Origin of the sequence: Peribacillus sp. FSL R5-0717, assembly GCF_038002945.1 — a bacterium.
Classification (GTDB): Bacteria; Bacillota; Bacilli; order Bacillales; family DSM-1321; genus Peribacillus; species Peribacillus frigoritolerans.
The window spans coordinates 4,286,976-4,300,614 of sequence record NZ_JBBOOF010000001.1; the positions used below are offsets into that span (position 1 = coordinate 4,286,976).

Annotated in this window: 13 protein-coding genes; all 13 read left to right on the plus strand. The window is 41.4% G+C overall.

The genetic code is table 11. The features are described 5' to 3' along the window. The first annotated feature begins 3 nt into the window (after positions 1-3). On the plus strand, positions 4-729 hold the full coding sequence (gene ymfI, locus NYE65_RS20730; protein ID WP_048684725.1) for an elongation factor P 5-aminopentanone reductase: 726 nt from the start codon (positions 4-6) through the stop codon (positions 727-729). A gap of 81 nt (positions 730-810) precedes the next feature. Next, positions 811-1,068 (plus strand): DUF3243 domain-containing protein, encoded by a 258-nt coding sequence (locus NYE65_RS20735; protein WP_034313532.1) that lies wholly within the window; start codon positions 811-813, stop codon positions 1,066-1,068. Positions 1,069-1,312: 244 nt separating this feature from the next. Then, complete coding sequence (locus NYE65_RS20740; protein ID WP_034313530.1) at positions 1,313-2,104, plus strand: DUF3388 domain-containing protein; 792 nt, start codon at positions 1,313-1,315, stop codon at positions 2,102-2,104. 17 nt (positions 2,105-2,121) lie between these two features. Further along, positions 2,122-3,021: a helix-turn-helix domain-containing protein gene (locus NYE65_RS20745; RefSeq protein ID WP_057278385.1), complete on the plus strand. Its 900-nt coding sequence runs from the start codon at positions 2,122-2,124 to the stop codon at positions 3,019-3,021. 164 nt (positions 3,022-3,185) lie between these two features. Continuing rightward, positions 3,186-3,770 (plus strand): CDP-diacylglycerol--glycerol-3-phosphate 3-phosphatidyltransferase, encoded by a 585-nt coding sequence (gene pgsA / locus NYE65_RS20750; protein WP_328118717.1) that lies wholly within the window; start codon positions 3,186-3,188, stop codon positions 3,768-3,770. 22 nt (positions 3,771-3,792) lie between these two features. Next, positions 3,793-5,025, plus strand: a complete 1,233-nt coding sequence (locus tag NYE65_RS20755; protein WP_057278384.1) for a competence/damage-inducible protein A — start codon at positions 3,793-3,795, stop codon at positions 5,023-5,025. 348 nt (positions 5,026-5,373) lie between these two features. Next, a complete protein-coding gene (gene recA / locus NYE65_RS20760; protein WP_034313522.1) occupies positions 5,374-6,420 on the plus strand; it encodes a recombinase RecA in 1,047 nt (348 codons plus the stop codon). Between the two features lie 352 nt (positions 6,421-6,772). Next, positions 6,773-8,332 (plus strand): ribonuclease Y, encoded by a 1,560-nt coding sequence (gene rny / locus NYE65_RS20765; protein WP_057278383.1) that lies wholly within the window; start codon positions 6,773-6,775, stop codon positions 8,330-8,332. 152 nt (positions 8,333-8,484) lie between these two features. Further along, entirely contained in the window at positions 8,485-9,282 is a 798-nt protein-coding gene (locus tag NYE65_RS20770; RefSeq protein ID WP_328177601.1) for a TIGR00282 family metallophosphoesterase, read from the plus strand. Positions 9,283-9,455: 173 nt separating this feature from the next. Then, positions 9,456-9,716: a stage V sporulation protein SpoVS gene (gene spoVS, locus NYE65_RS20775; protein WP_029281188.1), complete on the plus strand. Its 261-nt coding sequence runs from the start codon at positions 9,456-9,458 to the stop codon at positions 9,714-9,716. A 132-nt stretch (positions 9,717-9,848) separates the two neighbouring features. Further along, positions 9,849-10,781, plus strand: coding sequence for a dipeptidase (locus tag NYE65_RS20780; protein ID WP_445670428.1), 933 nt, complete (start codon positions 9,849-9,851; stop codon positions 10,779-10,781). Between the two features lie 215 nt (positions 10,782-10,996). Then, positions 10,997-12,754, plus strand: coding sequence for a 2-oxoacid:acceptor oxidoreductase subunit alpha (locus tag NYE65_RS20785; RefSeq protein WP_034313511.1), 1,758 nt, complete (start codon positions 10,997-10,999; stop codon positions 12,752-12,754). After that, positions 12,741-13,607 (plus strand): 2-oxoacid:ferredoxin oxidoreductase subunit beta, encoded by an 867-nt coding sequence (locus tag NYE65_RS20790; RefSeq protein ID WP_057278380.1) that lies wholly within the window; start codon positions 12,741-12,743, stop codon positions 13,605-13,607. The genes NYE65_RS20785 and NYE65_RS20790 overlap by 14 nt, the downstream gene beginning before the upstream one ends. The last annotated feature ends 32 nt before the right edge of the window (positions 13,608-13,639 follow it).

Genomic DNA, 13,639 nt, shown 5'->3' on the forward strand with positions numbered 1-13,639 from the left:
AAAGTGGGGAAACGTTTTGCCCTTATTACAGGAGCCAGTGGAGGAATCGGCAGGGAAATCGCTATAAAGCTCGCCGAGGAGAATTACTCACTTTATTTACATTATAACAGCAATGAAGAAGCGATACTTGCCCTGATTGAAGAACTGAAGCCTCATCAAGTCGAACTTATTCCGATACAAGCGGATTTGGCTGCACCGGACGGCTATAAGAAATTGGCGGAAAATATTTTTGCCCTTCATGCAATCGTCCTTAATAGTGGCAATAGCTATTATGGGCTTATATCTGATATGGATGAGACTATCGTTACTGAAATGGTTCAGCTGCATGTAACGAGCCCTTTCCAATTAACAAAGGAACTGCTTCCAAAGCTTATGTACCAAGAACAGGCTGCCATCGTTGCCGTCACATCAATTTGGGGGCAGACAGGTGCATCTTGTGAAGTATTATATTCAATGGTCAAAGGCAGTCAAAATGCTTTTATCAAGGCGCTTAGCAAAGAAGTATCGCTTAATGGAATCCGGGTGAATGCCGTTGCCCCCGGTGCGATTTCCACTTCCATGCTCGAATCTTTCAGTGCAGAAGATCTGGAAATCATCAAAGGGGATATCCCGATGGGCAGGATGGGGCATTCCAAAGAAGTCGCGGAGGCCGTATACTATTTGCTTTCCGACAAGTCGTCCTATATAACCGGGCAGATTTTAGGCGTAAATGGCGGATGGTACACATGATTTTTTTAAAAGACATGTATAATTTCCTCAATTTCTTCACAAAATATCTTTGTACTATTTTGAAGGAAAGGGTGACCATTCATGTCTGTACTGGACAATTGGGATCAATGGAAAAACTTCTTAGGCGACAGATTACATCAAGGTGAACAACAAGGCTTGTCAGAAGGCGCTGTTAACAACTTGGCTTACGAAATCGGTGATTACCTAGCTAATCAGGTTGAGCCCCAGAATGATCAAGAGAAAGTGCTTGCTGATCTTTGGTCAGTGGCAAGCGATCAAGAAAAACATGCCATGGCAAGTGTCATGGTCAAGTTAGTCGAGAACAATGGAACGAAGTAAAAATATCAATCCAAAAGGCCCTGTTATTAATTAACAGGGCCTTTTGGATTCGAGGGGGATGACTATTTGTCCTCTTATATAAAAATGAATACTTTTATAGGGTTTTTCCTTTTAACTTATCACGAAATGCTATATTATAGAAGCTAGACAATTAATATTAAAGTGTTCAGACCTTGAAATTTACGATGGATAAGTTTTTTGCCCATGATTAGGGTAAAAGCTTTTAGGCTTAAGGAGTGTTATCGTGGATAATAAAGAATGGTATTTTGAATATGAAATTCAAGTCAACCGTCCTGGTTTATTAGGGGATATTTCATCCCTTCTGGGTATGCTTTCCATTAATATCATCACCATTAACGGGGTCGATGAAGGCAGGCGTGGGTTACTTTTGTTGGCCAAAGACAGCCGTAATATAGAAAGATTCGAGTCAATTCTCCGTACGATGGATACGATAAAGGTCATTAAGCTTAGGGAACCTAAATTACGTGATCGCCTCGCAGTCAGGCATGGACGCTATATTCAGCGCGATGCCGATGAGAAAAACACTTTTAGGTTTGTTCGTGATGAACTAGGCTTGCTTGTCGATTTCCTGGCCGAGCTATTTAAACAGGAAGGTCATAAATTGATCGGGATCCGAGGGATGCCCCGTGTCGGAAAAACTGAATCTATCGTGGCATCGAGTGTTTGTGCTAATAAGAGATGGTTGTTTGTGTCCTCGACCCTTTTAAAGCAGACTATCCGCAGCCAGCTTATTGAGGATGAATATAATAATGATAATTTGTTCATTTTAGATGGAATTGTTTCCACTCGCCGTGCAAATGAACGTCATTGGCAGTTGATTCGTGAAATAATGAGGCTTGATGCTGTCAAAGTAATCGAACATCCGGATGTTTTTGTCCAAAATACGGAGTATACCCTCGAAGACTTTGATTATATTATTGAATTGCGAAACAATCCTGAAGAAGAAATAACATATGAAGTTGTCGACCAAAAAGACCAGTTTTCAGGGTCCGATTTTGGTTCCTTTGACTTTTAAAATGGCAGGTGTTTTATTTGACTGAGTTGGGTAATCGATTAAAGGAAGCTAGGGAAGCCAAAGGTCTTAGCCTAGAAGATTTGCAGGAATTAACGAAGATCCAAAAGCGTTACCTCATTGGCATTGAAGAGGGAAATTACAGTATGATGCCAGGAAAGTTCTATGTACGGGCATTCATAAAGCAATATTGTGAAGCGGTCGGACTGGATTCAGAAGAGATTTTCGAACAATATAAGAGTGAAATACCATCGGTCTATAGTGAGGAATTGCCAGAACAGCTTTCACGGGTCCAATCCCGGAAAACCATTCCGGCAGGAGATTCAAAGGTTGTGGAATTGTTACCGAAGATCTTGGCTGCGGTTTTAGTCATTGGTGCGGCCGTATTGATTTGGGTTCTGGTATTGAACTATATGAGTAATCCGGATAACGAGGACAAAAAGGACGCGAAACAAAGCGATGCCGTGGGTTACAATAAAAGTGAAGAGTTTAACAAAGAAGAAGAGAATGCAGACCAAAAACAGAATGAAGAAAAATCAGATTCATCTGAAAAGAAGAATGAAGATGATACAGCAGTCAAAGATGAAGAGAAAGAGCAAAATCTTGCCGTCACAAGTTCCAGCGGTAAAAATAGTACGTATGAATTAAAAAATACCGATACTTTTAAATTAAAGGTGACCTCCAAAGGCTCACCATGGGTCGGCATAAAAAATGGTGAAGGTAAATTACTTTTCCAAGGCACTATCGAAAAGGACAAAAGTCAGGAAATTGATTTCACCAATGAAAAAGAAGCTGTCATCAATATAGGCAGGGCATATGAAACAGAGATTTATGTGAATGATGAGAAGCTGGAGTATTCCATTTCACCGACTGAAGTGAATACGCAATTGGTTACGATACAATTTACGAAAGCCGAATAGTCATCTTATAGATGACTATTTTTGCTCTATTTAATGGTAAGGCGGCGGGAAATGGTCCACTCGGCATATAAGATTGGATTTTGAGTTAAATTATACATATAAGCATTATTTTAGATCTAAGACGCAGGCCCGAATGGCAGGCGTAAATTTTGGAGGTAAAAGTTTTGAATCTGCCTAATAAGATTACAGTAGCAAGAATCTGTTTAATACCAGTATTTTTAATCATCATGCTCGTTCCTTTTTCATGGGGGACTCTGACTTGGGGAGAATACAGTTTGCCAGTGGCACACCTGGCTGGAGCCATCCTCTTTATAATTGCTTCCACTACGGATTGGATCGATGGCCATTTTGCCAGAAAATATAATATGATTACTGATTTAGGGAAATTTTTAGATCCATTGGCAGATAAACTTCTTGTTTCGGCTGCCTTAATCGTTTTGGTTGATCTGGATTTAATGTACGGCCAATCTTGGATTGCCATCGTGATCATAAGTCGCGAGTTTGCAGTCACTGGATTGCGTTTGGTGTTAGCGGGTACAGGGGAAGTGGTTGCAGCGAACCAGCTAGGTAAAATTAAAACATGGGCACAAATTGTTTCTATTTCGGCTTTATTGCTGCATAACCTTCCATTTGCCCTCTTTTCACTTCCATTTGCCAATATCGCATTATGGATTGCATTAATCTTTACAATCTGGTCAGGTTTGGATTATTTTATAAAAAACAAAGAAGTATTTGTTAATTCAAAGTAAAACGAATGGTGGTTTTGAAAAGATGGATGCAGAAATCATTGCAGTGGGCTCAGAGCTTCTTTTAGGTCAAATCAATAACACTAATGGAAGATTCTTATCGCAGCAGTTTGCGGAAATGGGGATCAACGTTTTTTACCATACTGTGGTCGGGGATAACGACCGCCGATTACAACAAGCTATAGAAATCGCTGAATCGAGGGCGAACTTGATTGTTTTTACCGGTGGGCTTGGTCCTACCAAAGATGACTTAACGAAAGAAACGATTGCTCGCCATATCGGGAAAAAGCTCGTTTTTAATGATGAAGCTTTGCAATCCATTGAAGCTTACTTCCAAAAACGGGAACGGCCGATGACGGAAAACAACAAAAAGCAGGCCCTTGTCTTAGAAGGCAGTGAAGTGTTGGCAAACGATCATGGCATGGCCCCAGGAATGGTTTTGTCCAAATCCGGGATTACATATATGCTCCTGCCTGGTCCACCAAGTGAAATGGAGCCGATGTTTTTAAGTTATGGTTATGAAAAGATCATGAATAAATTGGAAAAGCATGAACGGATCGATTCCAAGGTTTTACGGTTCTACGGTATAGGTGAAGCCGAACTGGAAACGGTGATTGAAGATCTCCTTGTCAATCAAACGAATCCGACAATCGCTCCGCTGGCAGCCGAAGGGGAAGTGACGTTAAGGATCACCGCCAAAGGCCCTTCCAAAGAAAAATGCGAAGAACTTATTTTAGAAACGGAAAAAGAAATTCTTGGCAGGGTCGGCAAGTTCCATTATGGAAGTGATAATACTTCGCTAATAAAGGAACTTGTAAAAGAATTAACGGTCCGCAAGCTTTCAATCGCGGCAGCTGAAAGCTTGACCGGGGGGATGTTCCAAGAACAGCTGACAACCATCCCGGGCGCCGGTAAAGTCTTTAAGGGCGGAATGGTCTGCTATACGAATGATGCGAAGTCCAATGTCCTCGGCGTCAGTGATGATACCATATCTGAGTATGGGGTGGTCAGCGGTGAGTGTGCAATGGAAATGGCCTCTAATGTCCGGAGTAAGCTCGATGCGGATGTAGGCATAAGCTTTACGGGTGTTGCAGGGCCGGATGAACAAGAAGGCAAGCCTGTTGGTACAGTATTTATTGGCATTTCCTATCGCGATGGAAACACTCATTTCAAGGAGTTGAATCTTTCCGGTAGCAGGGCGCAAAACCGTATTCGGAGTGTGAAATACGGCTGTCATTACCTATTAAGGGATTTATAAACGCCATAAGCAGAGCTTTAATACAGCTCTGCTTTTTATTTGGTTTTAGAAGTTTGTTTCTTGAAAAATAGGGGAAAAAGAAAAAAGTTAATTCAATAAAAATGTATTTTTTAGGGAGTAAGTGAAGCGAAATGGAAATTTCCTTAAGCTAAAACGCATTTTTACAAAGAATATCCCGAAAGAAAAAAACGAATGAATGTTCGACTTTTTGCTTGGCAAAATAGTAAAAAGAGTATATAGTAAAGATAGGTTTTGAGACAGGGTACAAACCTTGAACTCAAATAATTGCTAACGTAAGTACACCTTTAATCGGACAGCCGATTAGTTGAATATAGAGGAGGAAATTAAGTGAGTGATCGTCAAGCGGCTTTAGATATGGCGTTAAAACAAATTGAGAAACAATTTGGTAAAGGTTCGATTATGAAACTTGGGGAACAGACTGATCGTAGGATTTCAACGATCTCAAGCGGTTCTTTAGCATTGGACGTAGCGTTGGGAGTAGGCGGATATCCAAGAGGCCGGGTCATTGAGATATATGGACCTGAAAGCTCCGGTAAAACGACTGTAGCATTACATGCCATTGCAGAGGTACAAAAGACTGGCGGGACGGCTGCATTCATTGATGCCGAGCATGCTTTAGATCCAGCATATTCAGAAAAACTTGGTGTGAATATCGATGAGTTACTGCTTTCACAGCCTGATACGGGTGAACAAGCCTTAGAGATCGCTGAAGCGTTAGTTCGAAGCGGAGCGGTAGATATCATTGTCATTGACTCGGTGGCGGCACTTGTACCAAAAGCTGAAATCGAAGGCGAAATGGGAGATTCCCATATGGGTCTCCAAGCCCGGATGATGTCTCAGGCACTTAGAAAACTGTCTGGTTCCATTAATAAATCAAATACCATTGCCATTTTCATTAACCAAGTCCGTGAAAAAATCGGTGTTATGTTTGGGAATCCAGAAACGACTCCGGGTGGCCGGGCATTGAAGTTCTATTCAACTGTTCGTCTGGAAGTGCGCCGTGCGGAGCAATTAAAACAAGGTAATGAAATCGTGGGTAATAAAACGAAAATCAAAGTTGTAAAAAACAAGGTTGCTCCACCATTCCGCCAAGCAGAAGTTGACATCATGTATGGTCAAGGGATTTCACAGGAAGGTGAAATCATCGATATGGGTGCAGACCTTGATATCGTCCTTAAAAGCGGCTCATGGTATTCATACAATGAAGAGCGTGTCGGACAAGGCCGTGAAAATGCGAAGCTGTTCTTGAAAGAAAATCAGGACATCGCTCAGGAAATTTCTCAGAAAATCAGAGATCACTATAATCTTGATGGAGAGCATGAATTACCACCAGAAGAAAATGAAACAGAAGAGCATTTTGAATTGCTTGATTAATGATATTTGGAAAGGCCTAAGCTTATTCGCTTAGGCCTTTTATGTATATTTTAAGAAAAATGCGAAATTTTCAGTGGATTAAATGGCATTGTAATCAGATTTACAGACTGCTTCCATAATGAATGCTGTACATTATGATGGTTGATATTAAGAAAACTTGAATAAACATTGATACATAAGGGACAAACGCTTGACAATAAAAATTCTCAACTATACAATTAATATGTATATTTTACAATTTTTCAAACTAAAATTTTGAAAATTAAGTGCTGTATATTGAATTTATGTGCAATGTACTTGCCGACAGTTCAACATTTTATGTAAAAAGTTCATAGCAAGGGGAGGTGAAACGATGGAACCCATGACAATCATCTTCACTTTGCTTGGCCTAATCGTCGGTGCAGTTGTTGGTTATTTTATTCACAAATCAAAATTTGAGAGTAGAATAGCAGGGGCAAAGGGCTCTGCAGAACACATCCTTGAGGATGCAAAACGTGAAGCGGAAGCACTTAAGAAAGAAGCCTTGTTGGAAGCAAAAGATGAAATTCATAAAGTTCGTGCCGATTCGGATCGGGAAGCCCGTGAAAGAAGGAACGAATTACAAAAACAAGAAAATCGGTTATTGCAAAGAGAAGAGAATCTGGACCGTAAGGATGAAACGTTAGACAAACGTGAGAGCCTTTTGGAGAAAAAAGAAGATTCTCTAAACCAAAGACAACAGCATATTGAAGAGATGGAAAGCAAAGTGGAAGAGATGGTTCGTAAGCAGCAAACAGAGCTTGAACGTGTTTCCGGTTTAACTCGTGAAGAGGCTAAAGCAATCATTATAGACCGAATGGAAAACGAGCTTGCTCACGATGTAGCGCTTATGATTAAAGAAAGTGATACCCGTGCCAAAGAAGAAGCTGATAAAAAAGCAAAAGAAGTCCTTTCTCTTGCCATTCAGCGTTGTGCGGCTGATCATGTTGCAGAGACCACCGTTTCTGTAGTAAATCTTCCAAACGATGAAATGAAAGGACGGATAATCGGACGTGAAGGACGAAATATCCGGACGTTAGAAACGCTAACAGGTATTGACCTTATTATTGATGATACTCCTGAAGCTGTCATTTTATCTGGATTCGATCCAATTAGACGGGAAACGGCACGCTTGGCTCTTGAGAAACTTGTTCAGGACGGACGGATCCATCCGGCTCGCATTGAAGAAATGGTTGACAAAGCAAGACGTGAGGTAGATGAACATATTCGTGAAATTGGTGAACAGACTACTTTTGAAGTTGGAGTTCACGGTCTCCATCCAGATCTCATCAAAATACTAGGACGTTTGAAATTCCGTACCAGTTATGGGCAAAACGTACTTAAACATTCAATTGAAGTGGCCCAGCTTTCAGGTTTACTGGCCGCTGAGCTCGGTGAGGATGAAGTTCTTGCTCGCCGTGCAGGTTTATTGCATGATATTGGGAAAGCGATCGATCATGAAGTGGAAGGCAGTCACGTTGAAATTGGCGTTGAATTAGCAACCAAATATAAAGAGCATCCAACTGTCATTAACAGCATCGCTTCACATCATGGCGATACGGAACCAACTTCCATTATTTCAGTGCTTGTGGCTGCCGCAGATGCATTATCAGCTGCAAGACCGGGAGCAAGAAGTGAAACGCTTGAAAATTACATTAGAAGACTTGAAAAGCTTGAGGAAATTTCCGAGTCCTATGATGGAGTGGAGAAATCCTTTGCGATTCAAGCCGGACGAGAAGTGCGGATTCTAGTGAAACCAGAACAAATCGATGACCTTTCGGCACATCGACTCGCACGTGATATCCGGAAAAGGATTGAAGAAGAGCTCGATTACCCAGGTCATATAAAAGTCACCGTCATCCGTGAAACAAGAGCAGTCGAATATGCCAAATAATTGTTAGTGAAAGACGAAGTGGTGCAAACCGCTTCGTTTTTTCTTTTTCCGATATGAATCGTTAAGCATAATTCTTATAATTACCCCCAATTATGTTACAATACATACTTGAATAATTCATATAATCAGGTGAATCCAGAAAGGGTTTTACAATGAAATTGCTATTTATAGGGGATGTAGTGGGATCTCCAGGTCGTGACATGATCCAAGAATACCTTCCTAAGTTAAAAGAAAAGTATCGTCCGCATATCACGGTCATCAATGGCGAGAATGCAGCAAGTGGCCGGGGGATTACAGAAAAGATTTACCGCGGTTTTTTAGAGTGGGGAGCGCAGGCAGTGACCATGGGAAACCATACATGGGATAATCGTGATATTTTCAACTTTATTGATGAAGCGAAATATCTTGTCCGTCCAGCAAACTTTCCAGACGGGGTACCCGGAGAAGGTATGAAATTTTTAAAATTTAACCAGCATGAAATAGCGGTCATCAATTTGCAAGCGAGAACGTTCATGCCGGATTTGGACTGTCCGTTCAAAAAGGCGGAAGAACTAGTGGCGGAGGCTCGAAAAAAGACACCGATCATCTTTGTCGATTTTCATGGTGAAGCGACAAGTGAAAAGCAAGCCATGGGTTGGTTCCTGGATGGTAAGGTTACAGCAGTCGTTGGTACACACACACACGTCCAGACAGCAGATAACCGTATATTACCTGCAGGCACCGCTTACATATCAGATGTAGGCATGACAGGACCATATGATGCCATCCTTGGTATGGAAAGAGAGGCAGTCATCCATCGGTTCCTGACCAGCCTTCCAGTTCGTTTCGAAGTCCCAAAAGAGGGACGGACCCTATTAAGCGGGGTTCTCCTTGAAATTGATGAGAAAACTGGCAAGGCAAAGAAGATAGAAAGGATCCTGATTAACGAAGATCATCCCTTTTACCATTGATTCGAACGGATGGACAGTCAAACTGCCATCCGTTTTTACATTCTTTAATAAATGGTGTACAATCCCGGTTTTCTTTGTCATACAAGTTTTACTTGATGAATATAGTAGCAGTGGAAAGTGTTATAACTATTGAGCCAAGTTAGAATCGGCAGGGAAAACAAGGAGGACTAGGAATGGAAATATTAAAAGTTTCAGCAAAATCTAATCCTAATTCTGTAGCAGGCGCACTAGCGGGAGTGCTCAGGGAAAGAGGAGCAGCCGAAATTCAAGCAATCGGTGCAGGTGCGTTAAATCAAGCCGTCAAGGCAGTAGCAATCGCAAGAGGGTTTGTCGCACCTAGTGGAGTTGACTTGATTTGTATTCCTGCCTTTACAGATATACTTATTGATGGCGAAGAGAGAACGGCAATAAAACTAATCATTGAACCAAGATAATTGCAAGTTGGGTGTCCTGTTTGTCGGATGGCGAGCAGGCACTTTTTTGTCGTGACTTCCAAATGACGAAAGGCCCGTGTCGCCTTATAATGGTATATATAATCATAAAAAAGTACAGGAAGGGGGATTACATTGGAGATTTTTGATGCACATTGTGATGTGCTGATGAAGATGTTCATCGATCCGGATATTTCTTTTACAAATAGTGAAAAATTACATATAACAAAGCGGGGTTTATTGGACGAAGGTGGAAAAGTCCAATGTTTTGCCATATATATACCTGAAAAAGTCCACCCTGATATGAGATTTCAAGCGGCTTTGGCGATGGTGGATATTTTTCATGAAAAGATTTTGTCGGAGCCGGAAATGAAATTTATAAAGACCAAGGCAGATATCGAATCTTTAAAAGAAAAGGAAATCGGTGCAATGCTAACTTTGGAGGGGTGCGATTGCATTGGGAATGATTTATTGAAACTGAAAACCCTTATTCATCTTGGAGTATCCTCCGTAGGTTTGACTTGGAATCACGCTAACTTGGTAGCGGATGGGGCATTGGAAACAAGAGGGGGAGGCTTGACAGGGTTTGGAACGGAAGTGGTCGCGCTACTGAATGAGAAGTCAATTTGGTGTGATTTATCCCATTTATCTGAAGCTGGATTTTGGGACACCCTAAAGTTGGCGAAATTCCCGATCGCCTCCCATTCGAATGCTTATCAGCTTTGTCCGCATCCGCGAAATTTAAAGGACGGGCAGATAAAAGCCCTTTTACAGAAAAATGGGGTGATCGGCGTAACCTTTGTCCCGCAATTTCTAGCAAATGGCCCGGTTACGATAAAGGATATCTTGAAACATATAGAGCATATATGCAGTTTGGGCGGGGAAAGACAAATTGGATTAGGGTCCGACTTCGATGGAATCGATCATATGGTAGAGAATTTAACGTCATATAAGGATTATCATAACTTAATAAATGAATTGAACAGGCTTTATTCCAGTGAGTTTGTAAAAGGTCTCCTTTTTGATAATTTCACTCGTAATTTTCCGCTTGAAAAGGAAATATCTTAAGTGATTTTCAATTCTTACTATATAGATATGAATAAATATTCTGAAAATATAAAAAATAAAAGCAAAAAGGTTGCAATTTGATGATTTAACCGATAGAATTGAAAGCGTTTAGTACACCTTTCCTAAATTAGAACGATAATTATACATAGTTGAATGTTCTAAGAGAGGTGCGGTTAAATGCATTTATATACGAACGTCCTAAAGGAGTGTAAGACATGATCAATCAACTTTCATGGAAAGTTGGCGGACAACAAGGTGAAGGTATTGAAAGTACAGGAGAAATATTCTGTATTGCCCTCAATCGCTTAGGTTATTACTTGTATGGCTACCGTCATTTCTCATCCCGAATCAAGGGTGGACACACGAATAACAAAATTCGTGTAAGTACTACGGAAACTCGTGCTATCTCTGATGATTTAGACATCTTAGTTGCTTTTGACCAAGAAACAATTGACGTCAATTATAAAGAATTACATGAGGGTGGCATCATAATTGCAGATGCAAAATTCAAACCTGTCTGCCCAGAAGATACAAAGGCAGAATTATATATTGTTCCTTTTACGGAAATAGCAGCCGAATTAGGAACATCATTAATGAAAAATATGGTTGCCATCGGTGCAACATGTGCTGTTCTCGGAATGGAAATTTCCGTATTCAACGATGTGGTTGATGAAATATTCGGCCGTAAAGGTGAAGAAATCGTTAAGAAGAATATGGATGCCATTACTGCCGGCTATAAGGCAATGGAAGTGTTGCTTGGAGAAAAACTGGGCGCGATGGAGCTGGAAAAGGCAGACGGCCAGAAACGAATGTTCATGATCGGAAACGATGCTATCGCTTTAGGCGCAGTTGCAGGAGGTTGCCGCTTCATGGCAGCTTACCCGATTACTCCGGCTTCGGAAATCATGGAATACTTAATTAAGAAACTTCCTCAATTTGGCGGGACGGTCATACAGACTGAAGATGAAATCGCGGCAGCCACAATGGCTATCGGTGCGAACTATGGCGGTGTACGTGCCATCACAGCTTCAGCTGGACCTGGGCTTTCCTTGAAAATGGAGGCGATAGGTTTAGCGGGCATTACCGAAACGCCAATTGTCATCGTCGATACTCAACGTGGCGGTCCATCTACGGGACTTCCTACAAAACAGGAGCAATCCGATTTAATGGCCATGATTTATGGTACACATGGTGAAATACCTAAAATCGTCATGGCTCCGAGTACTGTTGAGGAAGCTTTTTATGATACGGCAGAAGCATTCAACCTTGCAGAGGAATATCAATGTCCGGTTATCGTTTTATCCGACTTACAGCTATCATTAGGTAAACAGACGGTTCAGCCGCTTGATTACGGCAAAGTGGAGATAAGACGCGGAAAATTGGTTGACTTTGAAATTGAAGAGCCAGAAAACAAATCTTACTTCAAGCGTTATGAAGTAACGGAAGACGGAGTCTCACCACGGGTAGTGCCTGGTATGAAAAATGGAATTCACCATGTTACGGGTGTTGAACATGATGAAACGGGCAGACCTTCCGAGACGGCCTTGAATCGCAAATTGCAAATGGATAAACGGATGCGTAAGCTGAATAATTTAACTAACACATTCCAAACACCAGTATACAAAAACACACCGCATGAAGAAGCGGATTTATTAATTCTTGGTTTTAACTCAACACGCGGGACGATTGATGAAGCGATCGGCCGTTTAGAAACGGACGGAATGAAAGTGAATCATGCGCAAATCCGCTTGATTCATCCTTTCCCAGCTGATGAAGTCCTTTCATTGGTGCAAAGTGCTAAGAAAGTAGTAGTTATTGAAAATAATGCGACTGGACAATTGGCTAATATTATCAAGATGAATGTCGGACATGTTAATAAAATAAAAAGCATCCTAAAATATGATGGCAACCCATTCCTCCCGCATGAAATTCACACACAATGCAAGGAGATGTTCGAATATGGCAACGTTTAAAGAATTTCGGAATGATGTAAAACCAAACTGGTGTCCTGGCTGCGGAGATTTCTCCGTTCAGGCTGCCATGCAGCGTGCGGCAGCCAATGTGGGATTGGAGCCGGAGAATTTGGCCGTTGTTTCCGGTATCGGCTGTTCAGGGCGTATATCCGGTTACATCAAGTCATATGGTTTCCACGGCATCCATGGCCGCTCACTGCCAATTGCCCAAGGAGTAAAAATGGCCAACCGTGAATTGACCGTTATAGCTTCAGGCGGTGACGGAGATGGTTTTGCAATCGGGATGGGACACACCATCCATGCGATCCGCCGCAATATCGACATTACGTATATTGTCATGGATAACCAAATTTATGGATTGACTAAAGGCCAGACTTCTCCTAGATCAGCTGCTGGATTTAAAACAAAATCCACTCCAGAAGGATCAATAGAACAGGCTGTTTCACCTATGGAATTAGCATTGTCAGCTGGCGCTACGTTTGTGGCCCAAAGCTTTTCCACTGACTTGAAAGACCTGACGGCGATCATTGAAGCAGGGATAAACCATAAAGGATTCTCCTTTATCAATGTTTTCTCTCCTTGCGTAACATATAATAAGATCAATACGTATGATTGGTTTAAACAAAACTTAACTAAATTGAACACGATTGAAGGCTATGATTCATCAAATAAAGAACAGGCCATGCAGACTTTGATGCAGCATGACAGTCTTGTGACAGGGATCATTTATCAAGACTCTTCACGCCCTTCGTACCAGGAATTAGTGCCAGGGTATGCTGAAAAAGCGCTAAACAAATCAGATTTGACACTGGATCAAGCGCACTTTGATAAGCTTGTTGCTGAATTTATGTAAAAGTTAAAAGGTTCACCCCTTAAGACGGGGTG

Coding starts and splice junctions, on each gene's coding strand:
- NYE65_RS20735 (WP_034313532.1), top strand. CDS start 811: ATGTCTGTACTGGACAATTGGGATCAATGGAAAAACTTCTTAGGCGAC.
- NYE65_RS20755 (WP_057278384.1), top strand. CDS start 3,793: ATGGATGCAGAAATCATTGCAGTGGGCTCAGAGCTTCTTTTAGGTCAA.
- rny (WP_057278383.1), top strand. CDS start 6,773: ATGGAACCCATGACAATCATCTTCACTTTGCTTGGCCTAATCGTCGGT.
- NYE65_RS20770 (WP_328177601.1), top strand. CDS start 8,485: ATGAAATTGCTATTTATAGGGGATGTAGTGGGATCTCCAGGTCGTGAC.
- spoVS (WP_029281188.1), top strand. CDS start 9,456: ATGGAAATATTAAAAGTTTCAGCAAAATCTAATCCTAATTCTGTAGCA.
- NYE65_RS20785 (WP_034313511.1), top strand. CDS start 10,997: ATGATCAATCAACTTTCATGGAAAGTTGGCGGACAACAAGGTGAAGGT.
- NYE65_RS20790 (WP_057278380.1), top strand. CDS start 12,741: ATGGCAACGTTTAAAGAATTTCGGAATGATGTAAAACCAAACTGGTGT.